Source organism: Streptomyces sp. FIT100 (genome assembly GCF_024584805.1).
In the GTDB taxonomy this organism is placed as follows: Bacteria; Actinomycetota; Actinomycetes; order Streptomycetales; family Streptomycetaceae; genus Streptomyces.
On sequence record NZ_CP075715.1, the window covers coordinates 7,590,579 to 7,615,268 of the forward strand.

A 24,690-nucleotide genomic window follows, 5' to 3' on the forward strand; every position below is an offset into this window, starting at 1 on the left:
GCCGACCGGGGGCCGACCCGGGGCAGCACGGCGAGGGCTTCCTCCGAAAGGGCCTACGACGCCGCCGTGGGCCAGGTGATCCAGGACGCCGGGATCTCCTCGCCCAGGCGGCGTACGTCACCGGGCGCGAGGATGCCCTCGCTCAGCAGCCCGGCCGCGACGAGGCGGGCGACGGCGATCGCGCCCGGCGGATTGAAGTGGGTGTCGTCCCGCGTCGTCGCGGTCCAGTGGAAGTACCTCTTCGTCTCCTCGGCACCGAGCTTCCCCCAGAGCGCGAGGGACAGCGCCTGGATGTCGAGCAGGGGGACACCCTCCTCCTGGGCGAGGGCCCGCATGGCGGCCGGGTACTCGCCGTGCGTGGGCACCGCGTTGCCCTCGGGGTCGAACGCGCGGCGCTCCACCGAGGTGAGCAGCACGGGGCGTGCCCCGCGGGCCCTCGCCCCCTCGACGTACCGGCGCAGAAAGCCCTGGTACGTCGTCCAGGGCTCGGTGTGGCGGGTGGGGTCCTCCGTCTTCTGGTCGTTGTGGCCGAACTGGACGAGGACGACATCGCCGGGCCGGACGGCGTCCAGGATCCCGGCGAGCCGCTCCTCGTCGGCGAAGCTCCTCGAACTGCGGCCGTCCACCGCGTGATTGCGGACATCCAGGTCCCTGTGGAGGAAGAGCGGCAGGGCCATGCCCCAGCCGGCCTGCGGGGCGTGGGCGGCCTTCTTCCGCGCGGCGGTGGAGTCGCCCGCTATGTACAGGGTGGTGGTCATGCGCCCACCACCCGTGTGGTGAGCGCCCAGGGGGCGCCGAGTTCCGAGTAGAGGGAGAGGGTCTCGGCACTCTCGGCGACCAGGGCGTCGATCCCGGGCACGACCCGGCGCCGCGCACCGCCGTCAGCCGCCGCGCCACCGTCGGTTGCGACCCGCCATGAGCCGGGCGGCAGCTCCGCGGGGTCGGGTGAGGTCCGGATCGCCTCGACCACCCGCATGAACGCGCCGGAGGACTCGGGCGGGGCCAGCAGTGGCGCGCCCGCCGTCACATGCTCGACGAGGTTCTCCAACAGGTCCGTCCTGCCGTACACCGTCTCCACGTCCTCGTGTCCCGACCGTTCCAGCAGCACACGGTCCCGGTTGAACCAGCACGTGATCCTGCCCCGCTCGCCGTGCACGACCACATACGCCTCGGCGGACCGCTCGGCGCACAGCGTCGCGGCGACGGTCACCCGGCTGCCGCGCGCCGTCGTGATCCGTACGCACGAGGTGTCGTCGGCCTCGATGTCGTAGGCCCGGAACAGTTCGGTCTCGATCTCCGCCGTGTCATCGACTCCGATGCTCCCGTCGATGGCGAGCGCGGTGGAAACGGCGTGCGCCAGTGGATTCGTGAGCGCCCCGTCGATCACCTCGGCCCCGTCCAGGCGTCTGAGCCCGGCCCAGGGCGCCCGGTGGTAGTACGCCTCCTCGCGCACCCATGCACCGGCCGCGCCGACCCCCAGCACCTCACCGATCGCCCCCTCGGCGATCAGCGCCCGGATCGCCGGCACGGCGCCCGAGCCGAGCGTCTGGAAACCGATCTGGCATGCCACCCCGGCGGCGGTGACTCCGTCCGCCATCCGCCGGAATTCCGCGAACGACGGCGCGGGCGGCTTCTCCAGAAGGATGTGCACCCCGCGCTCGGCGGCGAGGAGCGCCAGCTCCGTGTGGGTGTGAATGGGGGTGCTGACGACGGCGACCGCCGCACCCGTGGACTCCAGGAGCGCGGCGAAGTCCGCCGACTGCCGCGGCGCTTCGAAGCCGTCGAGCTCCTGGTCGCTGAGGCGCCGCGGCTCGCAGACCCCGACGAGCCGCACGAGCCCCCGGTCCTGGAGGCGGCGGATGTTCTTCAGGTGATGGCGGCCGTGGCCGCGGCCGCCGGCCAGGACGACCGGCAGCGGGGCGCGGCGCGGAGCGGTGGACATGGACATCCAAATCCTCCCCGATCTGAAGGGTGGTCAGCTCGATGTGGCTATGGTTCCATGAGTGGCATTCCATAGGAATGCCATCTCCATGCCGGTCTTTCGCGTCGGCGTTAAGGAGCCCGTTCCATGCGATGGTTGCGCCCTATCACGGCTCTCGTGGCGGCGGTGGCACTGCCGTTGGCGGTCCCCCCACCCGCACAGGCCGACCGGACCCCCGTACCGGCCGCCGGACGCCCGGCGGCTCCCGTGCTCGCGCCGCAGGGACCCGACCGGCCCGTCTGCACGGACACACCGCTGCGGCTCACCTTCGACAAGCCACCGCGCCTCGGCAGTTCGGGCCAGCTGCAGGTGCACCACGCCGACGGCACACTCGTCGACGTCGTCGACCTCGCCGATCCCGGCACGCGGCAGCGCGGCATCGGCGGCGCCCTCACCGACTACGGCGAGGTCCACCGCTGGACCTACGAACCCGTGGTCGTCGACGGCAGGACCGCGTCGGTGTACCTGCACTACGTCCTGGACCCGGGCCAGGAGTACTACGTCACCGTGGACGAGGGCTTCTTCCGGGGCCAGGCCGCCATCGACGACCGCGAGACCTGGCGGTTCCGCACCCAGGACGGGCCGCGCCCCGGCGCCTCCCGGCTCACCGTGGGCGGCGCCGGCGGCGCCGACTTCTGCACCGTCCAGGGCGCCGTCGACTTCGTCCCCGAGCACAACACCGCACCGGTCCGTATCGAGGTCGCGCCCGGCACGTACCGCGAGATCGTCTACGTCGCGCAGACGAAGCCGCACATCACGGTGAGCGGCGCCGGACCCGGCCCCGCGGGCACCGTGATCGGCTACCCGAACAACAGCGTGCTCAACGGCGACGCGGCCATGTCGGACGTACCCGCCCGGCAGAGCTACTGCCCGCGGCGCGTGCTGCCCCAGCCGGACCGGTTCAACTGCTGGCGCGCGGCCTTCGGCGTCGACGCCGACGACTTCCGGCTGGAGAACGCCACCATCCACAACACCACACCGGACGGCGGCTCCCAGGCCGAAGCCTTCCGCGGCAACGGCGACCGGATCGTCCTCGACCGGGTCCGGATCCTCAGCTATCAGGACAGCCTGCGGCTCCAGGGACGCGCCTTCGTGACCGACAGCTACATCGAGGGCGACGTCGACTTCGTCTGGGGGACCGGCGGGGTCTACGTCCAGGACAGCGAGCTGAAGTCGCTGGACATCGGGTACGTCAGCCAGATCCGCAACGGCGAGGGCGGACCGGGCAACGTCTTCGTCCGCACCCGGCTGACACGGGCGGACACCGTACCCGACGGCAGTGTCCTGCTCGGCCGGATCGACAAGCGCTTCCCGGCGAGCCAGGTCGTCTTCCTCGACTCCGTCATGGACGCCCATATCGCCCCCGTGGGCTGGGGGATCAGCGACGGTGACTGCACGACCGTGACGCAGCTGCGCTTCTGGGAGCACGGCAGCAGGGATCCGTCGGGGGACCCGGTGGACACGAGCGGGCGCCTCGCCTGCTCGCACCAACTCGACATGGAGGAAGCCGAGGTGTGGCGCGACCCGGCGACACTCCTCGGCGGATGGGACCCACGACCCGCGACCCACGACTCGCGCACGACGACGGACGGAAGGTGAACCGACGGTGAGACGCAGAGCTGTACTCGGCACACTCGGTGCCCTCGGCGCGACAGCAGCCGCCGCCCCGCTCGGCCCTGGCGCGGCGCATGCCGGCGTGGCGTCGGCTGCTTCTGCCCGGCCGCGCCCGGTCGGCCCGGTCGACCAGGAGGTGGCGGCGGCGCACAGCATCGCGTACAAGGCGCTGCCGCAGGAGGCCGTCGGCGTCGACGCCGAGACACTGATGACCGTGCACACCGAGGACGACGTGGCGCGGCTGCGGACCGCGCTCGTCGCCGAGGTGTGGAAGTCCGCCGACGGCCGGCTGCCCTCCGCACTGCCGGAGGTCGAACTCGGCGTCACCGCCCCCGAGTTGCCCGCCTTCTCGGGCGTACGCCGCATCGACCGGCTCACGGTCCGGCTGCCCTACGGACTGTCCTCGATCGTCTTCCTGCTGCTGCCGCACCGTACGGGACACGGCCGCTTCGCCTTCTACCACAACGGCCACGGCGAGGAACCGAGCACCATGCAGCGCACCGCGCAGGCGCTGCTCGACGCCGGCTACGGTGTGCTGCTCTTCGCCATGCCCCTCTTCCACTGGAACCCCAAGGAGCTCCAGGACCCGCTCGATCCGTCCCGCAGGATCACCGTCGGCTCGCACAACGAGCTGGCCCCGTGGGAGACGCCGTCCTTCTCGACGCTGAGGTTCTTCCTGGAGCCGCCGGCCGTCGCCATGAACCACGTCCGCCGGACCTACCGCCCGTCCTCGGTGCAGATGATCGGGCTGTCCGGCGGCGGCTGGGCCGCCACCGTCTACCCGGCGCTCGACCCGCGCGTCACCCGCAGCTACCCGACGGCCGGATCGCTGCCGTTCTACCTGCGCTCGGCGCCGCCGAAGCCCAGCCCCACGACGGGGGACTGGGAGCAGCGCAAGGACCGCCATCCGGTGTTCTACGGGATGACCGACTACCTGGACCTGTACGCGCTGGCGTCGGTGGGGGCGCACCGTGGCCAGATGCAGATCCTGAACCGGTTCGACGAGTGCTGCTTCAACGGGGTGGGGCACCGCAGCTACGAGGCGGTGGTGCGGCAGCGGGTGGGCGTGATGGGCAACGGGCACTGGGAGCTGCTGGAGGACGCGACGCACGGGGACCATACGGTGAGCCCGTTCGCCCTGTCGGTGATCCTGTGGGACCTTCAGGTGCGGTGCGGGGGGTTGCCGTAGGGGCCGACAGAAGCAGCCCCGCCGGCGATCGAGGCGCGGGGAGTGCGGGGGCGGAGCCGCCCCCGCACCGTCACGCACCCGGGACCGACAGCAGCGCGCCCGTCCGCACCGGCCCCCCGGTCGCGAACGACTCGTTCGCCGCGAGCCCCGTCAGCAGCGCCAGCGCCCCGTCGACCTCCGTCGCGACGTGCTCCGCGGCGGCGCCGGTGTCGGCGGGGGCCGACGGGTCGGCCGGGCCGTAGAGCAGGGTCAGCATCCGTTCGTCTCCGCCGCCGTGCCCCGCGTGGTCGTACGGCGGCAGCTCCACCTCGCGCGGCGCCTCCCACAGCGGGCGCAGCAGGATGCGGGGGCCGCCGGCGTTGGCGAGGGCCTTGTCGCCGTGGATGGCTCCCTTGCCCGAGGTGGTGCGCAGGCGGGCCGGCTGCCAGCGGCTCTCCTCGACCTCCAGCTCCAGGCGGCCGCCGGTGCCGTTGAACATCACCCGGTAGCCCTCCCAGGGGGCGTAGGCGGTGAGGTGGTACGTCATGGTCGCGCCGGTGTCGTAGCGGACCAGCACCGCCATGTCGTCCTCGATGGTGATGCCGTCGCCGAAGACGTTGCGGTCGCGGTGGTAGCCGTCGACGGTCTCGGCGTCGAGGTAGAGCGAGCGCAGGGCGTCGTTCTCGGTGAGCGGCAGCGCGAAGGGGTCGTTCTCGGCGGCTGCCGCGCCGTGTGCGCGCTCGTAGTCGCGCCGGTAGCCGGAGCGCTCGCCCGCCTCCCGGCCGTAGAAGCCGAGTCGTCCGTAGCCGAAGACCTCCCGCGGCCGGGCCCCCAGCCACCAGTTGACCAGGTCGAAGTGGTGGCTCGCCTTGTGGACCATCAGCCCGCCGCTCTTGTCCTTCTCGCGGTGCCACCGGCGGAAGTAGTCGGCGCCGTGGCGTACGTCGAGCAGCCACTCGAAGTGGACGGAGAGGACCTCGCCGACGGCGCCCTCGGCCAGCAGCCGGCGGACGGTCTCGTGGACGGGGTTGAAGCGGTAGTTGAAGGCGACCGCGAGATGGTTCCCGGTGGCCTCGACCTCGTCGAGGATGCGGCGGCAGCGGGCCGCGTCCGTGGTCATCGGCTTCTCCGTGACAACCCGGCAGCCCGCCCGCAGCGCGGGCACGATGTACGCGTCGTGCAGCGCGTCCACCGTCGTGACGACCACTTCGTCGATGCCGTCGGAGCGGAGCCTGCGCTCGAACTCGTCGGGCGTCCAGGCCGCCGCCTCCGGTTCGCCCGCTTCCTTCAGCAGCTGCTGGTGGTGCGCGATCCGTACCGGGTTGGGGTCGCACAACGCGGCCACCTGCAGCTGCGGGCGCCGGGCGAGGGCCGCCGTGAACATCTGGGCCCGGGAGCCGGTGCCCACCACGGCGGCGCGGGACGGGGTGCTGACGGTCATGAGCCCTCCACAGGGTGGTTGACGACGACATCGCGCAGGGACAGTCCGGTGACCGACTGGAAGAGCGGTTCCTGTGCGGCGTTGCGGAACGAGAGGTCACCGAGTCGTACGTCGCGCACGGGTGCCTCCTCGCGTGCCCGGATGCGGATCGGGTACTCGCAGGGGCCGCCGACGTACCAGCGCTCGGCCGACAGCCGGGACACGTCCGCGAAGGCGTCGCCGGACGTGCCGCCCGCGTACTGGAAGGTCACCTCGAACGGGACGTACATCCAGGCCGGGGCGTGCACGTCCGTCACCCGGACGTCGCGTACGTAACCACCCCTGGTGGGCGTGGACTTGACGTTGAGCACGCAGGCGACGCTCTCCTCGTCGAGGGACTCGTCGCGCGGGATGTACAGCCTGCGGACGCGCACGTCGGAGACCCCGCCGCTCATCTCGCTGCCGATCGCCACCGCGGCGTTGCCGCTTACGTACACGCAGTCCTCGACGAGGATGTTCCTGGACGGCACGCCGACCCGCCAGCCGTCCTGGTCCCGGCCGGACTTGATGGCGATGCAGTCGTCGTGCGTGGCGAAGGTGGTGCGGCGGATGGTGACGTTCCGGCAGGAGTCCGGGTTGCAGCCGTCGCTGTTGGGGCCCTGGCATTCGACGGTGACGTCCTGCACGGTGATGTCGCTGCTCAGCACCGGATGGATGTTCCAGAACGGGGAGTTGCGCAGCGTGACGCCCTCGATGAGGACGTTGCGGCAGGAGTGCGGCTGGACGAAGCTCGGCCGCAGGTAGTGGCCCTCGCCGAAGACCCGCTCCGCGAGCGGGACCCCGGTCGCTCCCCACTGCTCCAAGTGCCCCCAGTCGTCTCGCTCGTGGGGCATGCCGGGCTGCCAGCCGTACTGCCCCGAGCCCTTCCACGGCCACCAGTGCGCCTTGTCGCTCTGCGCGTCGAGGACTCCGCGTCCGGTGACGGCGATGTCGTGCTGTCGGTAGGCGTAGATGAGGGGCGAGTAGTTGTACGCCTCGACGCCCTGCCAGCGGGTGCGGACGACGGGGAGGTAGGCGGCCGGGTCGGTGGAGAACAGCAGCGTGGCGCCCTCGGCGACATGCAGGTCGACACCGCTCAGCAGATGGATCGCGCCGGTGGCCCAGCGGCCGGCGGGGACCAGGACGTGGCCTCCGCCCGCCGCGTGGCAGGCCGCGACGGCGGTGCGCAGGGCGCCGGTGCAGTCGGTCGTGGCGTCGCCGACCGCGCCGTAGTCGGTGATGGGGAACCAGGCGTCCGGGAAGCGGGGAGTGCTCCTGCTGCCCGTGGTGCGGGGGGAGTGCGCGAGGGCGCGGGTGGTGCCGGTGGCGCCGATCAGCGGGAGCGCACCTGCCGCGAGTGCGCCGAGTGCGAGGACCTTTCTGCGTGCGGGACTGGCCATGGCTGCATCCCTGGGTCGGGGGCGGATGGGAAAGGGTGCCGGGGGAGTGTCGGTCAGGGTTCGAACGGCGTTGCGGGCGTGTTCAGTTCGCGCCGGTAGCGGGACGCCTCGCCCGCCGCGTGGGCGGCGAACAGCGCGGCGGTCTCGTCCGGCTCGCCCGACCGCAGGGCGGACAGCAGCTCCGCGTGGTGCTCGGCCATCGCCCGCCAGTCGCCGCGGTAGAGCGGATTGCCCAGCACGTGCAGGCCCCACATGCTGGGCTCGATCGTGCGCCACAGGCGGATCAGCGCGGAATTCCCGCAGGCGGCGCAGACATTGCGGTGGAAGGACATGTCGGCGTCGCGGAAGTCCCCGATGTCGCCGCTCTCCGCCGCGCGGCGCATCGCGTCCACGTCAGCGGTGAGCAGCCGCAGCGCCTCCGGTGCCAGCCGCCCGGTCGCATGACGGGCCGCGTACTCCTCGAACATCACGCGGATGTCGCGCACCTCCTGCGCCTGCTGCTCGGAGACCGCGGCGACGAACGTACCCCGGTGCGGCAGCGAGTTCACCAGTCCCTCGTGCGCCAGGCGTTTGAGCGCCTCACGCGCGGGGGCCTGGCTGGTGCCGAGCCGGCGGGCGATCTCCGACTCGACGAGGCGCTGGCCGGGGACGAGTTCGCCCGAGACGATCCAGCGGCGCAGCAGCGAGTACACATGATCGGAGAGCAGTTGGCGGGGGAGCAGTCCGGGGGCGGCCTGCCGGTCGGGCGTGCGGGCCTGACGGCCCCTCACCACCCCGTCCGAGACCTGCCGGCCGGGCGACTCCCGCTCCTGCTGCTGCCAGATCCGGGCGACCGTGGACTGGGAAAGCCCGAGCGCCTCGGACAGCGAACGGGTCGACGGCGCCGGCCCTCCGGAACGGACCGCCTCCAGCGCGGCCGCGACGGACCGCTCCGCCTCCTCCCGCACGGCGCTGCGCGGGCGCCCCGGGCGCGGTGCGTCGGACAGCCCTTCCAGCCCCCGCCGCAGATAGCGCTCCCGCCACTTGGCGACCGTCGCGGGGCTGACCTTCAGCCGTTTGGCGACCGCCGCGTTGGCCAGCCCGTCGGCACAGGCGAGGACGATGCGGCTGCGCGTCCGCAGCGGACCGGTCGGCTCCGCCGACCAGCCCAGCAGTGTCGCCCGGTCCGCCTCGGTCAGGGGCGGAAAGCTCGGAGCATCGGGAACGGTCACCAGTTCAGGCCACCTCCATGGTGCAGGAACTTATGACTCGGCAGCCAAGGTCCGGCAATGCGGCTGTCACCAACTTTTTACCGTGTGCGGCATCTTGACGCCAGATCTGCATGCACATATTAACTAATCGTTGCTCGATAATTGACCCAATAAAACCTTGAGGTCTCGGCAGTCTTCCGAGGAGGAGCGATGCGTCGACGGCAGGCGGGATGGAGACGGGCACGCGGGCCGGTGGCCATGGGTGCGGTACTGGCCCTGGCGCTGACGGCATGCGGCGGAGGGGGCTTCTCCGACGACGGCTCGTCGGAGTCCGGGCAGGGCGGCACCGTCCGCATGCTCGTGAACATCACCCCCAATCTCACCCAGGAGTACTGGGAAGAGCTGGTGAAGCCCTTCGAAGAGGCGCACGACGGCGTCGACGTCAAGATCGAGGCCCCCTCGGGCAAGGGCGTGGCGGACACCCTCCAGCAGCAACTCGCGGCGGGAGACGCCCCCGACATCGTCGAGACGCTCATGGTCGACGAGACCCTCGCGCCCAAGATGCTCGAACTGACCGACCAGCCCTGGGTGAAGGACACCCCCCTCGTCGAGGAGGCCGCACTCGGCGGCAAGGTCTACACGGTCGGCGTCGGCGAGCAGGCGCAGTCGCTCGTCTTCTACAACAAGGCGGCCTTCGCCAAGGCCGGCATCGCCCAGCCGCCGAAGACCCTGGACGAACTCACCGACGCCATGGGCAAGCTGAAGGAAGCGGGCTATCTGCCGCTGCAGACCTCCGGCGAGTTCGTCACCGGACTGCAGCTGCTCCAGCTCTCCGACCCCTCGCTCGCCCAGACCCACCCGACCTGGTACCAGGACATCGACAAGGGCGCCCGCACCGTGGGCGGGTCGATGCTCCCGTACCTGGAGCGCTACAAGACCTGGCTGGACCGCGGCTACCTCGACAAGAACGCCCTCGGCCTCAAGTACGCCGACGGCGAGACGAACTTCCTCGGCGGCAAGTCCGCCATGTACGTCATGGGCAGCTGGTTCACCGCCTCGGCCGCCGACGCCGGGAAGGACTCCGAGATCGGCGTCTTCCCCGCCCCGGTCGACAGGGGCCAGCAGCACCCCGGTCCGCAGGGCGCGACGATGGCCGCCCCGTACATGATCCTCAAGGACACCGGGGAGAAGGACCTGGCCCTGGAACTCGTTGAGTGGCTGGTGACCGACGAGAAGGCCGTGACCGGTCAGCTGGAGCAGGACGGGAACTTCCGCCGCGGCTTCGACCGGACCTTCACGCCCCTGGAGCAGCAGGTCCAGCAGATCCTCGACGCGGCACCCTCCGGCGTCGCCCAGGGCGAGGGATACGGCGAGAACACCCTGCCCCGCGGCTTCAACACCGCTTGGAACACCGAAGTGCAGGGACTGTACGTCGGGCACTCGCCGAAGCAGGTCGCCGACGCCGTGGACCGCTGGGTCCGCGACCACTCCTGAACCGGCACGGGAAGGCATCCCATGCGATCCAGACGCGCCGCCCCGGGCGGCCAGGGCATCGCCACGGCGGTGATGGTCGTCCCCGCGACCGCCCTGTACGTGCTCATGCTCGCCGTCCCCGTCGGCCTCGCCGTCTACCTCAGCCTGACCGACTGGGACGGGTTCAGCGCCAGCCCCGCCTTCGTCGGCACGGCCAACTACGCCGACCTGCTGGGCGACGCGGGTCTCCAGCGCGCGGCCACGGTCACCCTGCTCGTCGCCGGCGTCGGCACCGCCGGACTCAACGTCCTCGGGCTCGGCTTCGCGCTGCTGCTCAACCGGCCCTCCCGGCTGAACTCGTTCTTCCGGATGGTCATGTTCTACCCGCACGTCCTCAGCGCGCTCGTCGTCGGCTTCCTGTGGAGCGCGATCCTGGGCACCACGGGCGCCGTGAACAGCCTGGTGACCTCCCGCGGCGGCGAAGTGCTGCCCTTCCTGTCCGACCCCGACTGGGCACTGGCCACCATGATCGCCGTCGTGGTCTGGGCGGCCTTCGGCGTCAACGTCGTGCTGTACCTCGCCGGACTGCAGGCGGTACCGCACTCGCTCATCGAGGCGGCCAGAATCGACGGCGCCACCCGGTGGCAGGTCTTCCGGCACGTCACACTGCCCGCGCTCGGCCCGTCCGTGACCATCAACGTCGTCCTGTCCCTTGTCACCCTCCTCAAGACCTACGACCTCGTGGTCTCGCTGACGGCGGGCGGCCCGGCCGGTCAGACCCAGACCGTCGCCTACCTCATCCTCTGGAACTCCTTCCACGACGGCCGGCTCGGCTTCGGCTCCGCCCAGGCGGTGGTGCTCATGCTCGTCACCGCCGTCCTGGCCCTGGCGGTCACCCGGCTGCGCCGGCGCGCGGAGACGGCGGTGTACTCATGACGCTGACCCAGCACGCCGCACCGCCGGCACCGCCGGCCGCGGCGACCGGGCCCGCACCCGGTCCCACCCGGCGGCGCCCGCCCCGGCGCGGCCCCGGCTTCCTGCTCAGGCCCGCCTTCCTCGGCGTCGTCGCCCTCCTCATGCTCGTCCCGCTGTACGTCCTCGTCGTCAACGCCTTCAAGTCGCAGCAGGAGATCCTCACCGACCCGTTCGGACTCCCCGCCGACGGACCGACGTTCCAGTACATCGACGAGGTCTTCCACAACGCGCAGTTCGACATCATGCGCGGCTACGCGGTGACGATCCTCTTCGTCGTCTGCGTCAACGTGCTCTCCGTGGTGCTCGCCGGGCCCGCCGCGTACGTCATCGCCCGCAGCACCCGCCGCCGCTACCGGGCGCTCATGGTCTTCTTCCTGGCCGGGACCTTCATCCCCAGCCAGGTGCTGGTGATCCCCGTCGTCTACGTGCTCAAGGTGCTCGGCCTGATGGGCACCGTCCGCGGGTTCGTCCTCTTCGAGACGGTGCTGACGCTGCCCTTCTCGATCTTCCTCTACGCCGGGTACATCGCCACGATCCCCCGGGAGCTCGACCAGGCCGCGGCCGTGGACGGCGCCGGACGCATCCGCACCTTCTGGCGGATCGTCTTCCCGCTGATGCGGCCGGTCGTGGCGACCATGGTCATCCTCAACACCTTCTCGGTGTGGAACGACTTCGTGAACCCCCAGATCATCCTGGGGCCCGGCAGCGGCCTGTACACGGTCACCACCGGCGTCTACGCGGCGGTCAGCCAGTTCTCCACCGACTACACCGTCGTCTTCCCCACACTCCTGCTGGCCATCGCACCGCTGCTCGTCTTCTTCGTCTTCATGCAGCGGCACATCATCAGCGGCCTGACGGCCGGATCGACGAGGGGGTGACCATGACCGACGCAATACCGAGGATCACGGCGAGCGTCCCGGTCGGCTCCCCGCCCGCCTGGGCCGTCCTCCAGCGCCGGCTCTTCGACGCACTCGACGAGGCGTGGCGCGCCTTCTCCCGCCGCTATTGCGAGCCCGACGGGCGGCTGCGCTACGAGGGCCCCGCCGCGAGCCGCGACGGCGCCGACGACTTCTACGAGGCGTTCTTCAACTGGCCCACCCTCTACCAGCTCGGCGGCGCCGACGACCTCCTCGACACCTGCAAGCACCACTGGACGGGGGTCACCGCCCAGCTCACCGAACTCGGCTACGTGGTGGACGAGTTCGAGCGCGGCTACGACTGGTTCCACATGGGCGAGTCGATGCTGCTCTTCTACGGCATCTGCGCCGCCGACCCCCGCGATGCGCACTTCGCCGAGCGGGCGCGGAGATTCGCCGAGCTCTATCTGCCCGGCTCTCCCACCGGCAACTACGACCCCGACACCGGCATCATCCGCGCCCCGCACAACGGCGCCGGCGGCCCCCGCTACGGTCTCAACGACGAATGGGCCTCCTACGGCGTCGATCTGAGCGTCATGCGCCCCTACGGCCTTCCGCTGCGCGACCTGCCCGGCATCAGCCGCTGGGAGGACCTCGCCGACCCGGCCGGCGCCGCCCGCATGGGCGCCGCCATGCACGAGCGCATCGGCCGCGGCGACACCGCCGTCAACCTCGCCGCCACCAGCCTCGCCACCAACGCCTGGCTGTACGGGCACGAGGACCGCTTCCGCGACTGGGCGCTCGCCTACATCGACACCTGGCAGCGCCGCGCCGACGCCAACGACGGCATCCTGCCCGACAACACCGGACCGTCCGGGCGCGTGGGCGAGCTGCACGGCGGGCGCTGGTACGGCGGCAACTACGGCTGGTCCTGGCCGCACGGCGTCTACAGCGTCGGCAACGCCGCCGTGATCGCCGCCGTCAACACCGTGCTGCTCACCGGCTCCACCGACCGGCTCGCCATCGGCCGCGGCCCGCTCGACACCGTCGCCGCACACGCCGTGCAGGGGACGGTCACCGGCACCGAGATGAGCATCAGCGACCGCTGGCACGCCGAACTCGGCGAGGACGCCGACCGCCCCACCCTGCTGGTGCCCAACCGGTACGCCGACGGCGGCTGGTTCGACCACCAGCCCCCGCAGCTCGGGCTGCCCCTCTGGCTCTGGCACGCGGGCACGGCGGCCGAGGACCGCGACCGGATCGACCGGCTGCGCAAGGCCGCCGGCTACGACTGGCGTACCGTGCGCGCCTTCCGCAACAAGGAGGAGGCCGGACACGAGGCACCCTGGCTGGAGTACCTCCGCGGCGAGAACCCCGACTACCCGGCCGCCATCCTGCGCACGGCGCTCGGCCAGGTGGAGCGGCGGATGGCGCTGATCGCCGCGGACGACGCCGACCCCGACACGATCAACATCCACCACTGGCAGCGCCTCAACCCCGTACTCACCGAGGCCCTGCTCCAGCTGACGACCGGCACCCCGCAGGTCCTCTACAACGGCGGGCTGCTGCCCACCCGCCTCGCCTACCACGACGCGGACCGCGGCAGGCCCGGGCTGCCCCCGGACGTGGCCGCCCTCGTCGACACCATCGAACCGGACCGTACGAGCGTCGAGCTGGTGCACACCGGACTCACCGGCACCCGCGCCGTCACCGTGCAGGCCGGGGCCTTCGGCGAACACCGCATAGAGGCCGCCCGTATCACCGCCGCGGAGCCCGGCTACCCCGGCGACCCGCGCGCGTACACCGCCCCCGTCGCCGCCACCACCGTCCGCGAGGTGCCCGTGGGCGGGCCGCGGCTGCGGGTGGAGCTGCCTCCCGGCCGCCGGATCAGGCTCGACCTGCGGCTGACCCCGCGCGCCTACAGGCCCGCCCACCAGACACCGACCGGATCGTGAGGAGACCCTCAGTGGACGAAGGACCCGTGTGGGAACTGCCGGTGCGCGGCGAAGCGCCCGAGCGTGCCGACCCCGACCTCGTACGCCGGCTGTCCGGCGTGTCGTCGGCGACCGCCTGCGCCAAACTGCACGCCCAGGGCATCCGCCGCACGTTCGTGTCCGGGCCGCGCCCCCTCGCCCCCGGGCAGAAGATCGCGGGCCGGGCGCGCACCCTCCAGTTCATGCCCCAGCGCGAGGACGTCGCCTCCGGGCTCGGCCAGGAGTACGTGGAGCGGCACACCGCGCTGTGGGCGGTACTTGACGCCGTCGAGCCCGGCGACGTCCTCGTCGTGCAGGCATACGGAAGCGCCTACACCGGCTGCTTCGGCGACATGCTCGTGCGCTACTTCCGGCAGCGGGGCGGTGCGGGAATCGTCGTCGACGGACGCATCCGCGACGCGCCCCGCGTCCGTGAGACCGGCGTGCCGATCTGGTCCACCGGGGTGACCCCGCACTACGCCTCCCAGGCGGAGCTCTTCCCCTGGGCGTACGACGTCCCCGTGGCCTGCGGCGGCGTGCTCGTCCTCCCCGGCGACCTCGTCGTCGCCGACGACGACGGACCGGTCGTCGTGCCGAAGCAGCGCGCCGAGGACGTCATCGCGGCCGCCCGCGAACACGAGCAGTGGGAGCGCTTCAGCCGCTCCCGGATCGAGGAAGGAGGGGCACTCGCGGACTACTACCCGCTCACGGCCGACACCCGCGCCGAATACGAGCGCTGGCGCGACAGCAGCGCCGGCTGACCGGCCGAACCTGAGGCACTACGGAGGCAAGGAGGCCCCGTGTTCCGCAGCACCCGCACGCCGCGACCGTTCCCCGTTCCCCGTTCCCTGCGCGTCCCCGTCCTGGCCGCGAGCGCACTGCTCCTGCTCGGCGGCGCCACGCTGTCGACCGGTTCCGCCACCGCCGCGGGGGAGTGCTCGCCCCGGCAGTTCTTCGTCGCGCCCGACGGCAGCGACCGAGCCAAGGGCACCAAGGACAGCCCCTGGCGGACCGTCGAGCACGCCCGCGACCACATACGCGACGAAGGGCTCAACAAGGCGTCGCAGATGCGCTGCGACATCGTGGTCAACCTGCGCGCCGGCGACTACCCGGTCGCCAGGACCATCGAGTTCGACGACCGCGACTCGGGCACCCGCGGCCACCAGGTCGTCTACCGCAGCTACGACGGGCCGGGCAAGGCGCGGCTCCTCGGCGCCAAGCCCGTCACCGGCTGGCAGGAGTACAAGGACGGCATCTACACCGCCAAGGTCGACAAGTCCGTCTACACCCTCTTCGAGGACGGGCAGCGGGCGACCACCGCCCGCTACCCCAACCGCGCGACGGAGACGGAGTGGGCGCCGTACCTGAAGTCCACCATCCCCGAGCCGGAGAAGGAGGCCGTGCGCCGCTGGATCTGGACCGAACCCGGCGTGCTGAAGAAGGAGTGGGACCTGGACCATGACGACGCCCGGGTGCACATCCAATCCGGGGGCTCCTGGTCCTGGTTCACCGACACCATTCCGATCAGGGACGTCAACGAGGAGGAGGGCCAGATCTCCCTCCAGTACCCGATGCGGTACGCCGGTGTGAACAGCGACAGCGGCTCCCGGTTCTTCCTGGAGAACTCGCGCCACTTCCTCGACAAGCCCGGTGAGTGGTACCTGGACGACGAGGAGTTGACCGTCTACTACATGCCGCGCGGCGACATCAAGCACGCCAAGATCATGGTGCCGACGGTGACGACCCTGCTCAACCTGGCCGGCGCCTCCGAGGACCGCCGTGTCGAGAACATCACCTTCGACGGACTCGCCGCCCAGTACAGCGACTTCATGGAGTGGTACCGCTACGGCTGGGTCGACGAAGGCGACTCCGGCTTCGTGCGCAAGTACCCCCAGTACGACCGCCAGATCGAGATGCCCCGCAACCGGCACGGCGCCGTCACCATCACCAACAGCCGTGACATCACGATGAAGGGGATGCGCATCTCCGACACCGGCTACCACGCGGTCTACGCACTCTTCGCCAACGAGGGGCTCACCGTCCGCGACAGCCTGCTGGAGAACATCGGCGGCGACGGCATCAAGGTCGAAGGCCCGTACCCCGGCGAGGGCAACACGTCCTTCGGGCACCTCATCACCAACAACGTCTTCAAACATTACGGCGAGCTCGTGCCGGGTGACGCGGCCGGCGTCGAGCTGATGAACACCGGCCGCAACGAGGTGAGTCACAGCTACTTCGAGCACAGCGCGCGACACGGCGTGAGCCTCGAAGTCCGCCCCGAGGTGAAGATCGAGGACAACTACGCCCGGGACAACACCTTCACATACCTCCGCTTCGAGAAGATGGGCCTGGACACCAGCGAGGTCAGCGCGTTCTACGCCTACGGCACCAGCAACTTCGAACCGCACAAGATCGACAACTTCGTCGACCAGGTCTACATCGGCGATGTCATCAACGACCCGTCGGTGCCCAACAGGAACTCGACCCGAGGCGTCCACCTGGACAACGGCGGCTGCAGCTTCCACCTCGACAACGTCGAGGTCGGCGAGGTCCTCGACGACAAGTACCAGGGCTACAAGCCGCCGTGCAGCACCGTCGGGAACGCCAACTGGGCGGAGGGCTGGGACCCGTCGAAGATGGAGTACGACAAGATCGGCGTGAAGCCGGACTTCCCGTACCTGGCCGAGGTGCCGGGGGCTTCGGGGGCGAACGCGCGGTGACCGCCGGCCGGATCACCTGCGAGAGGAGGTCCGGCGTCGCCCTGGTGACGCTGGACCGGCCCGCCAAGCTCAACGCGGTGACGCCGGAGATGTCGGTCCAACTCGCCCGTACCCTGGGCGAGTTGGACGCCGACGGAGACGTCCGCTGCATCGTCCTCACCGGCGCCGGCGAGCGCGCCTTCTGTGTCGGCAGCGACATCCGGGAACTCGACGGGTACGACACGCCGTGGGCGTTCCGCAACCGCGGAGACTACGGGGACGCGGTGCGGGCACTGCGCACGCCCGTCGTCGCGGCCGTCGGCGGCTATGCCTTCGGGGGCGGCCTCGAACTCGCGCTGGCCTGCGACATCCGGCTGGCCGCCACGAGCGCGACGTTCGCCGCGCCCGAGATCAAACTCGGCTGGATCGGCGGCAGCGGTATGGCGGCACAGCTGGCGCACTCCATCGGCGCGTCCAACGCCGCGCTGATGCTGCTCACGGGCGATCCGGTCGACGCCGGCCAGGCCCTCGCCTGGGGCCTGGTGAGCCAGGTGGTACCCGACGGTCAACTCATCGACACCGCAGTCGAATTGGCCGGACGCATCGCCGCTCGCGCGCCCATCGCCGCACAGACGGCCAAGGCCAATCTGCGGGCGGCCCACAGCATGCCGCTCGACCAGGCCATCCAGTACGAGAGGGACCTCCAGACCGTCTGCTTCGCCACGCGGGACGCGGCGGAGGGACGCAGCGCGTTCGCGGAGCGCCGCGAACCGCGCTTCGAAGGCCACTGACGCACAGCGCCGCACATCGCACGCCGCACATGTCACACCGCAATCCGCAATCCGCACACCGAAGGCCGCACACCGCACACCGCCCGCCGCAGCCGGCGGCGGGCGCCGGCCGACCTCGCCGACGGACACGGGAATCCGCCGGCGCCAGGGCTACGGAGGGAACGGGCAATGGGAATCCTGGACGGTTACCGCGTGGTCGATCTGTCGATCGCCATGGCCGGGCCGCTCGCCGCGATGCGCCTCGGCGACCTGGGCGCCGACGTCGTCAAGGTGGAACCGCCGGACGGCGAATGGCAGCGCCGCGCCCCCGCGGGCGGCGCCGAGGGCGTGGAGCTGAACGCCTCGTTCCTCTCGCTCAACCGCAACAAGCGCAGCCTCGCCGTGAACCTCAAGACCGAGGCCGGCCGGGCCGTCGTCCGCGACCTGGCCCGCAACGTCGACGTCTTCCTGCAGAACTACCGGCCCGGCGTCGCCGAGCGGCTCGGCATGGACTATCCGTCGATCCGCGAGGTCAACCCCGCGATCGTCTACGTGTCGGTCTCCGGCTACGGCGACACCGGACCGTACGCCGCGCGGCCCGGCCAGGACCTGCTCCTGCAGGCCCTGACCGGTGCGATGTACAGCGTCGGGCGCGACGGGGACCCGCCGGCCCCCTCCGGCACGTACGCGGTCGACGCCATCACCGCGTACAGCGCCTTCGAGGGGGCGCTCGCCGCCCTGCTGCACCGCGAACGCACCGGAGAGGGCCAGCTGGTCTCGGTGAACATGCTGGACGCGGCGATCGCCGTGCAGATGCAGGAACTGTCCGTGTACACCGTCGGCGGCGTCCCCCAGCGCCGCGGCACCGAGCCCCACGGCCACACCTACATCCGCGCCCCCTACGGCGTGTTCGCCACCAAGGACGGCCACGTGGCCCTCGCCATGCCGCCCCTGGACGTCCTCGGTGACGCCCTCGGCCTGCCGGAGCTCGCCGGCATGGACACGGACACGGACGGCCACTCCCGACGGGACGAGATCACCGCCCTGGTCCGGACCCGGCTGCCCCACCGCACCACCGCCGAATGGCTGGAGCTGTTCGACGAGCGCGGCATCTGGGCCGGGCCCGTCCACTCGTACGCCGAGGTCGTCACCGACCCCCAGGTGCGCCACAACGGCTCCTTCGTCACCTACCGGCACCCGGCCGAGGGCGAGGTGACCACGCCCGGCTTCCCCTACACCTTCAGCGCCACCCCGCCCGCTGTGCACCGCGGCGCGCCGCTCACCGGCGAGCACACCCGCGAACTCCTCGACGAGCTCGGCTACCCGCCCGAACGGGTCACCGCGCTGCTCGCCGACGGGGCCGTGACCGCCCGTCAGGAGGCACCATGACGGCAGCGATCTCCCCCCTGACCGCGCCCGGACGCCCGGCCGCCGACGAACTGCGCGGCCTCACCTGGGACCACCCGCGCGGCTACGGCCCACTGGAGGAGCTGGCCCGGCTGGACGCCTCCCTGCCGCCGGGCTGCGAGACGGTCGGCCGGCCGCTGCGCTGGGACCGGCAGCCCCTCAGCGGCTTCGAGTCGACGCCGATCGCCGCCCTCGCCGCCGACTACGACCTCCTCGTGATCGACCACCCGGGGATCGGCTCGGCCGTCGAGTCCGGCTGCCTGGTGCCGGTGGACACGCTGTTCGACACGGCCGAGCTGAAGGGCTGGCGCGAGGCCACCGTCGGCGCCTCGTACGACAGCTACGTGCTGGACGGCCGCGTCTGGGCGCTGCCCATCGACGCCGCGGCCCAGGTGTCCGCCGCCCGCCCCGACCTCATGGCCGGGCGGCCGATGCCCCGCACCTGGGCGCAGGTGTGCGCGCTGCCCCGCGAGGTGCCCCTCACGCTCTGCCTCGGCGGCCCCCACGCCTTCCTCACCTTCTGCTCGCTCTGCCTCGCGCAGGGCGAAGCACCCGCCGGAGAGGCCGAGTTCGCCTCCAGGGAGCGAGGACTCGCCGCCCTGGACACGATGGCGGAGCTGCTCTCGCGGAGCCCTTCGGCGCTCTGGCCGCTCAACCCGATCGGGGTGCTGCGGGCGATGGCCGCCGCGGGAGGACCCGCCTACTGCCCGCTCGTCTACGGCTATGTGACCTACACCCGGTCCGGCCCGTACCCGCTGGCCTTCGGCGACGCACCCGCCTGGCGGCCCGGCGGACCGCACGGCAGCGTGCTCGGCGGCGCGGGCCTCGCGGTCTCCCGGCGGCGGGCCGGGGATCCCGCCGTACGCGACGCGGTCCGCGACCATCTGCGCCGCATCCTCGCCGAGCCCGTGCAGCGCGAGCTGTTCCCGGTGACCGGCGGGCAGCCCGCCGCCCGCGCCGCCTGGACCGACCCCTGGACCAACGGCCGCTCGGACGGCTTCTACCGCTCCACCCTCGCCACCGTCGAGGCCGCCTGGGTGCGCCCGCGGTGGCCCGGCTATCCCGCCTTCCAGGAGGCCGCCTCACGGCTGCTGCGCGAGGGCCTCGCCGAGGGCGTACCGCACCAAGCGCTGCTGGACGAACTGGAGACGCGCCACCGGGAGGCGACGCACCGATGACCACTGCCCTGATCACCGGCGCGGGCGGCGCCCTCGGCCGCGCCACGACACTGCGGCTGGCCGCGGACGGCCACCCCGTCGCCGCCCTGGACGCCGACGGGCCGGCGCTGGAGGAGACCGCGGAGGCCGTCGAGAAGGCGGGCGGCACCGTGCTGCCGCTCACCGTCGACCTGCGCGACGCGGCCGCCGTCGGGGCCGCCTTCGCCACCGCCGGCCGCCGGCTCGGCCCCGTCGGTGTGCTCGTCAACAACGCGGCGGTCTACCCGAGCCGGCCGTTCCTCCAGGTGCCGCTCGCCGAGTACGACGACGTCCAGGCGGTGAACCAGCGGGCGTACTGGATCTGCGCCCAGACCGCGGCCCGCGCCATGACCGGCCGCGGCGGCGGGGCGATCGTCAACATCGCCTCCATCACGATGCACGGCGGCTGGCCCGACCTCGCCGCCTATGTCGCCACCAAGGGCGCCGCCGTGGCCCTCACCCGGGCGCTCGCCCGCGAGCTGGGCGAGCACGAGATCCGGGTCAACTGCGTGTCCCCGGGGGCGTTCCCGACCGCCGCCGAGCAGATCCACCCGGACCCCGAGGGCTACGACGCCCTCGTACGGGACCGGCAGGCGCTCAAGCGGCGCGGCCGGCCGGAGGAGCTGGCCGCCGTCGTGGCATTCCTGGCAGGCCCGGAGGCGTCCTTCGTCACCGGGCAGACGATCGAGGTCAACGGAGGGTGGGTGATGACATGAGGCTGCACGGACAGCACCTGGGCGCCCGGGAGATCGCCGCGCGCACCGGGGAGACGGCCGCCGCCGGAGGCGTACGGCTCGTCACGCTCGGCGACGGGGCGGAACGCGGCATCCGGGCACTGGAGTTCCGCACCGGCAGCGGACTCGCCTTCGACGTGCTCGTCGACCGCTGCATGGACATCGGCGCGGCCGAGCACTCCGGGCAGTCCTTCGGCTGGCGCTCGCGCACCGGCTTCCGGCACCCCGGACTGCACGAGCACGCCGACGAGGACGGGCTGTCCTGGCTGCGGTCCTTCTCCGGGCTCACGGTGACCGGCGGGCTCGACCACACCCTCTTCGGCGGCGAGGTGGACGCGGACACCTACCGCTATCCGCCGCGCGGGACCGCACGGCACGGACTGCACGGCAGGGTGGCCAACCTCCCCGCCCGGCTCACGGGATACGGCGAACGGTGGTCCGGGGAGCAGTGCGTGCTGTGGGCGGAGGGAGAGGTGCGCCAGGCCGCCGTGTTCGCCGAGAACCTGCGGCTGACCCGGCGCATCGAGGCCGACGTCGGCGGCGACGAGATCCGCCTGACCGACACGGTCACCAACCCCGGGTTCGACCCGACCCCGCACATGTTCCTCTACCACATCAACCTCGGCTGGCCGCTGCTCGACGCCGGCAGCCGCTTCCTCGCCCCCGTCGAGAAGACCCTCTGGCAGACCGACAGCGTCACCGAGCAGGGCATCGACCACCGGACCCTGCCGGCACCCCAGCCGGGCTTCGTCGAGCAGGTCTACGAGCACGCGCTCGCCCCCTGCGACGACACGGGACGCACCGGGGCGGCGCTGGTGAACGACCGGCTCGGCCTCGCGGTGAGCGTCGAGTGGTCGCTGTCCGCCTTCCCCTGCTTCTTCCAGTGGCTCAATCTGCGCGCCGGTGACTACGCCGTCGGCCTGGAGCCCTCCACCCACCATGTGGCCGGCGACGCGGCGGCCCGCGCCGACGGGACCATGATCTGGCTCGGCCCCGGCGAGTCCCGCACCTATCGCACCACCTTCCGCGTCCACCGCGGCGCCGACGCCCTCACCGACCTCACCCACCATCTGGAGGCGCACCATGCCTGAGCTGTCGAGACGTCACGTCCTCGCCGCCGCCGGAGCGGGAGCCGCCGCGAGCGCCCTGCCCGTGGGCACCGCCCACGCGGCCCCGGCCGCCGGGGCAGCCGGCGCGGGTAGCCCCGGGACCAACCCGATGCGGCTGTGGTACCGCCGCCCCGCCGCCGCCTGGCTGGAGGCGCTCCCCGTCGGCAACGGCCGCATCGGCGCCATGGTCTTCGGCGGCACCGACACCGAGCGGCTGCAGCTGAACGAGGACAGCCTGTGGGCGGGAAGCCCGAACGACTACGCCCAGCCCGATGCCGTCCGCCACCTCGAAGAGGTCCGCCGCCTGGTGATCGAGGAGAAGTGGAACCAGGCGCAGATGCTCTGCGAGGAGAAGTTCCTGAGCAAGCCCTCGGAGCAGGCCGACTACCAGGTGCTCGGCGACCTCCAGCTGACGTTCCCGGGCGCGGGCGAGGTCTCGGAGTACGAGCGCGAGCTCGACCTGGAGACGGCGGTCACGCGCGTCGGCTACCGGCACGACGGGTTGCGGTACACGCGCGAGGTGTTCGCCTCGGCCCCCGACCAGGTGATCGTCATGCGGATGACGTCAGAGGAACCCGGCAGTCTGTCCTTCACCGCCGGTTTCACCACCCCGCAGCGGGCCACCGCCTCGCCCGTCGACGGCGCGACCTTCGCGCTCGACGGCGTCAGCGGCGACTCGGAGGGCCGCGCCGGCGCCGTCCGGTTTCGTGCCCTCGTCCGCGCGCTCCCCGAGGGCGGCAGCGTCACCACCGACGGCGAGACGCTCACCGTCCAGGGCGCCGACGCCGTCACCCTGTTCGTCTCCATGGCAACCAGTTACCGCAACTACCTGGACGCCGACGCCGACGAGAAGGAGCGCGCCGCCCGCCACCTCGAACCGGCCGCCGCCAAGCCGTACGAGGTCCTCAAGCGGCGGCACGTCGAGGACTATCGGAAGCTCTACGCCCGCGTCGGCATCGACCTCGGCACCTCCGACCGCATCGACCTCCCCACCGACGAGCGCATCCCGCTCTTCGCGCAGGGCGGCGACCCGCAACTCGCCGCCCTCTACTTCCAGTTCGGCCGCTACCTCCTGGCCTCCTGCTCCCGCGCGCCCGGGCAGCCGGCCAACCTGCAGGGGCTGTGGAACGACCTCATGACCCCCAACTGGGAGTCCAAGTACACCCTCAACATCAACTTCGAGATGAACTACTGGCCGGCCGGGCCCGCCAACCTCGCCGAGTGCTGGGACCCCGCCGTCGACATGATCCACGAGGTGGCCGAGTCCGGCGCCCGCACCGCCAAGGCGCTCTACGGCGCCCCCGGCTGGGTCGCGCACCACAACACCGACGGCTGGCGCGGTACCGCCCCCGTCGACCACGCCTTCTACGGCATGTGGCCCACCGGCGGCGCCTGGCTCTGCCTGATGCTCTGGGACCACTACCGCTTCACCGGTGACAGCCGTGCCCTGGGCCGCAACTACCGCGTCCTGAAGGGCGCGATCGAGTTCTTCCTCGACTTCCTCACCGTGGACGCCAGGACGGGCTGGCTCGTCACCAACCCCTCCCACTCGCCGGAGATCGGCCACCACGACGACGAGGACGAGAGCGTCAGCATCTGCGCCGGGCCCACCATGGACATGCAGCTGCTGCGCGACCTGTTCGACGCCTTCCGGGAGGCGGCCCGCGTGCTCGGCCGTGACCGCGGCCTCGCGGAGCGCGTCGCCGAGGTGCGCGGACGGCTCGCCCCGCACCAGATCGGCCACCTCGGCCAGCTCCAGGAGTACCTCGAGGACTGGGAGGAGGCCGCGTTGATCCAGCACCGGCACGTCTCCCACCTCTACGGTGTCTTCCCCAGCGCCCAGATCACCCCCCGGCTGACGCCCGAACTGGCCGCGGCGGCACGCAAGTCCCTCGAACTGCGCGGCACCACGGGCACGGGATGGTCCCTCGCCTGGAAGATGAACATGCACGCGCGGCTGTTCGACAGGGAGACGGCCTACTGGTACCTCGCCCGGCTGCTCACGCCCGCCCGCACGGCGCCCAACCTCTTCGACCTGCATCCGCCGTTCCAGATCGACGGCAACTTCGGTGGCGTCTCCGGCATCACCGAGATGCTGCTGCAGAGCCACACCGACGAGATCGACCTGCTGCCCGCCCTGCCCGCGGCCTGGCCCGCGGGCAGCTTCCGGGGGCTGCGCGCGCGGGGCGGCTTCGAGGTCGACCTGGAGTGGGCGGACGCGGGGGTCGTACGGGCCACGGTCCGCTCCCTGTTGGGCAATCCAGTGCGGATCCGTACGCCGCACCCTGTCGAGACGGACGCCTTCCGGGCCGAGCGGCCCGAGGCGAATGTCGTGGCGTTCGACACGCGGCCGGGGGGTGTGTACCGGCTGCGCCGCGGCTGAGCGGGGGGTCTTTCCCCACCCCGCCCCTTCCCGCAACTGGGGGCGAAGCCCCCAGACCTCCTTTCGGGGCTTCGCCCCGGACCCCGTACGGCCTTCGGCCGTGTCCTCAATCTCCCCCAGAGCTTCGCCTGGGAGGTGCCCCAACGGGCTGGAAATGCGGGGCGCAGCCCCGAAATCCAGCCTCGCCGGGGGTCCCCCCACGCCGCAGGGCGTAGGGGGAGATTGAGGCGCGGGGGTCCGGGGGCGGAGCCCCCGAAAGCGGCCCAGCCGCACCCCAAATCCAGACTTCTCACCGCGGAGGA

Annotated in this window: 19 protein-coding genes; 14 read left to right on the forward strand and 5 right to left on the reverse strand. The window is 71.9% G+C overall.

Going from position 1 to position 24,690, the window contains the following annotated elements:
- Positions 1–53: 53 nt before the first annotated feature.
- Complete coding sequence (locus tag KK483_RS33785; RefSeq protein WP_262009016.1) at positions 54–758, reverse strand: rhamnogalacturonan acetylesterase; 705 nt, start codon at positions 756–758, stop codon at positions 54–56.
- Positions 755–1,948: a Gfo/Idh/MocA family protein gene (locus KK483_RS33790; RefSeq protein ID WP_262009017.1), complete on the reverse strand. Its 1,194-nt coding sequence runs from the start codon at positions 1,946–1,948 to the stop codon at positions 755–757. The genes KK483_RS33785 and KK483_RS33790 overlap by 4 nt, the downstream gene beginning before the upstream one ends.
- A 120-nt stretch (positions 1,949–2,068) precedes the next feature.
- Between KK483_RS33790 and KK483_RS33795 the strand changes: the two genes are divergently transcribed.
- Positions 2,069–3,580, forward strand: a complete 1,512-nt coding sequence (locus KK483_RS33795; protein WP_262009018.1) for a pectinesterase family protein — start codon at positions 2,069–2,071, stop codon at positions 3,578–3,580.
- Positions 3,581–3,587: 7 nt separating this feature from the next.
- Positions 3,588–4,784, forward strand: a complete 1,197-nt coding sequence (locus KK483_RS33800; RefSeq protein ID WP_262009019.1) for a hypothetical protein — start codon at positions 3,588–3,590, stop codon at positions 4,782–4,784.
- Positions 4,785–4,854: 70 nt separating this feature from the next.
- Here the strand turns inward: KK483_RS33800 and KK483_RS33805 are convergent, their stop codons facing one another.
- The 3 genes from KK483_RS33805 to KK483_RS33815 are packed head-to-tail and all read right to left on the reverse strand — an operon-like array spanning position 4,855 to position 8,833.
- On the reverse strand, positions 4,855–6,204 hold the full coding sequence (locus KK483_RS33805) for a Gfo/Idh/MocA family protein (RefSeq protein WP_262009020.1): 1,350 nt from the start codon (positions 6,202–6,204) through the stop codon (positions 4,855–4,857).
- Positions 6,201–7,622: a glycoside hydrolase family 28 protein gene (locus KK483_RS33810; protein ID WP_262009021.1), complete on the reverse strand. Its 1,422-nt coding sequence runs from the start codon at positions 7,620–7,622 to the stop codon at positions 6,201–6,203. Before KK483_RS33810 ends, KK483_RS33805 begins: the two co-directional genes overlap by 4 nt.
- Before the next feature lie 53 nt (positions 7,623–7,675).
- A complete protein-coding gene (locus tag KK483_RS33815) occupies positions 7,676–8,833 on the reverse strand; it encodes an FCD domain-containing protein (RefSeq protein WP_262009022.1) in 1,158 nt (385 codons plus the stop codon).
- 189 nt (positions 8,834–9,022) lie between these two features.
- On the opposite strand from KK483_RS33815, the gene KK483_RS33820 reads away from it, so the two are divergent.
- From KK483_RS33820 to KK483_RS33875, 12 genes are all read left to right on the forward strand, one after another.
- Positions 9,023–10,306: an ABC transporter substrate-binding protein gene (locus tag KK483_RS33820; protein ID WP_262009023.1), complete on the forward strand. Its 1,284-nt coding sequence runs from the start codon at positions 9,023–9,025 to the stop codon at positions 10,304–10,306.
- Positions 10,307–10,327: 21 nt separating this feature from the next.
- The gene (locus KK483_RS33825) at positions 10,328–11,221 is read left to right on the forward strand and encodes a carbohydrate ABC transporter permease (protein WP_262009024.1); all 894 of its coding nucleotides are present in this window, start codon (positions 10,328–10,330) and stop codon (positions 11,219–11,221) included.
- The gene (locus KK483_RS33830) at positions 11,218–12,138 is read left to right on the forward strand and encodes a carbohydrate ABC transporter permease (RefSeq protein ID WP_262009025.1); all 921 of its coding nucleotides are present in this window, start codon (positions 11,218–11,220) and stop codon (positions 12,136–12,138) included. Before KK483_RS33825 ends, KK483_RS33830 begins: the two co-directional genes overlap by 4 nt.
- Positions 12,139–12,140: 2 nt before the next feature.
- Complete coding sequence (locus KK483_RS33835; RefSeq protein ID WP_262009026.1) at positions 12,141–14,072, forward strand: hypothetical protein; 1,932 nt, start codon at positions 12,141–12,143, stop codon at positions 14,070–14,072.
- A gap of 11 nt (positions 14,073–14,083) precedes the next feature.
- Positions 14,084–14,851: a ribonuclease activity regulator RraA gene (locus KK483_RS33840; RefSeq protein WP_262009027.1), complete on the forward strand. Its 768-nt coding sequence runs from the start codon at positions 14,084–14,086 to the stop codon at positions 14,849–14,851.
- Between the two features lie 39 nt (positions 14,852–14,890).
- Entirely contained in the window at positions 14,891–16,810 is a 1,920-nt protein-coding gene (locus KK483_RS33845) for a right-handed parallel beta-helix repeat-containing protein (RefSeq protein WP_262009028.1), read from the forward strand.
- A complete protein-coding gene (locus tag KK483_RS33850; RefSeq protein ID WP_262009029.1) occupies positions 16,807–17,580 on the forward strand; it encodes an enoyl-CoA hydratase/isomerase family protein in 774 nt (257 codons plus the stop codon). Before KK483_RS33845 ends, KK483_RS33850 begins: the two co-directional genes overlap by 4 nt.
- 168 nt (positions 17,581–17,748) lie before the next feature.
- On the forward strand, positions 17,749–18,948 hold the full coding sequence (locus tag KK483_RS33855; RefSeq protein WP_262009030.1) for a CaiB/BaiF CoA-transferase family protein: 1,200 nt from the start codon (positions 17,749–17,751) through the stop codon (positions 18,946–18,948).
- Positions 18,945–20,144, forward strand: coding sequence for an extracellular solute-binding protein (locus KK483_RS33860; protein ID WP_262009031.1), 1,200 nt, complete (start codon positions 18,945–18,947; stop codon positions 20,142–20,144). The genes KK483_RS33855 and KK483_RS33860 overlap by 4 nt, the downstream gene beginning before the upstream one ends.
- Entirely contained in the window at positions 20,141–20,878 is a 738-nt protein-coding gene (locus KK483_RS33865) for an SDR family NAD(P)-dependent oxidoreductase (RefSeq protein ID WP_262009032.1), read from the forward strand. The genes KK483_RS33860 and KK483_RS33865 overlap by 4 nt, the downstream gene beginning before the upstream one ends.
- The gene (locus KK483_RS33870; RefSeq protein ID WP_262009033.1) at positions 20,875–21,987 is read left to right on the forward strand and encodes an aldose 1-epimerase family protein; all 1,113 of its coding nucleotides are present in this window, start codon (positions 20,875–20,877) and stop codon (positions 21,985–21,987) included. Before KK483_RS33865 ends, KK483_RS33870 begins: the two co-directional genes overlap by 4 nt.
- Complete coding sequence (locus tag KK483_RS33875; RefSeq protein WP_262009035.1) at positions 21,980–24,388, forward strand: glycoside hydrolase family 95 protein; 2,409 nt, start codon at positions 21,980–21,982, stop codon at positions 24,386–24,388. The genes KK483_RS33870 and KK483_RS33875 overlap by 8 nt, the downstream gene beginning before the upstream one ends.
- The last annotated feature ends 302 nt before the right edge of the window (positions 24,389–24,690 follow it).

Coding starts and splice junctions, on each gene's coding strand:
- KK483_RS33820 (WP_262009023.1), top strand. CDS start 9,023: ATGCGTCGACGGCAGGCGGGATGGAGACGGGCACGCGGGCCGGTGGCC.
- KK483_RS33805 (WP_262009020.1), bottom strand. CDS start 6,204: ATGACCGTCAGCACCCCGTCCCGCGCCGCCGTGGTGGGCACCGGCTCC.
- KK483_RS33860 (WP_262009031.1), top strand. CDS start 18,945: ATGACGGCAGCGATCTCCCCCCTGACCGCGCCCGGACGCCCGGCCGCC.
- KK483_RS33830 (WP_262009025.1), top strand. CDS start 11,218: ATGACGCTGACCCAGCACGCCGCACCGCCGGCACCGCCGGCCGCGGCG.
- KK483_RS33785 (WP_262009016.1), bottom strand. CDS start 758: ATGACCACCACCCTGTACATAGCGGGCGACTCCACCGCCGCGCGGAAG.
- KK483_RS33855 (WP_262009030.1), top strand. CDS start 17,749: ATGGGAATCCTGGACGGTTACCGCGTGGTCGATCTGTCGATCGCCATG.
- KK483_RS33875 (WP_262009035.1), top strand. CDS start 21,980: ATGCCTGAGCTGTCGAGACGTCACGTCCTCGCCGCCGCCGGAGCGGGA.
- KK483_RS33810 (WP_262009021.1), bottom strand. CDS start 7,622: ATGGCCAGTCCCGCACGCAGAAAGGTCCTCGCACTCGGCGCACTCGCG.
- KK483_RS33870 (WP_262009033.1), top strand. CDS start 20,875: ATGAGGCTGCACGGACAGCACCTGGGCGCCCGGGAGATCGCCGCGCGC.
- KK483_RS33790 (WP_262009017.1), bottom strand. CDS start 1,948: ATGTCCATGTCCACCGCTCCGCGCCGCGCCCCGCTGCCGGTCGTCCTG.
- KK483_RS33865 (WP_262009032.1), top strand. CDS start 20,141: ATGACCACTGCCCTGATCACCGGCGCGGGCGGCGCCCTCGGCCGCGCC.
- KK483_RS33825 (WP_262009024.1), top strand. CDS start 10,328: ATGCGATCCAGACGCGCCGCCCCGGGCGGCCAGGGCATCGCCACGGCG.
- KK483_RS33795 (WP_262009018.1), top strand. CDS start 2,069: ATGCGATGGTTGCGCCCTATCACGGCTCTCGTGGCGGCGGTGGCACTG.
- KK483_RS33835 (WP_262009026.1), top strand. CDS start 12,141: ATGACCGACGCAATACCGAGGATCACGGCGAGCGTCCCGGTCGGCTCC.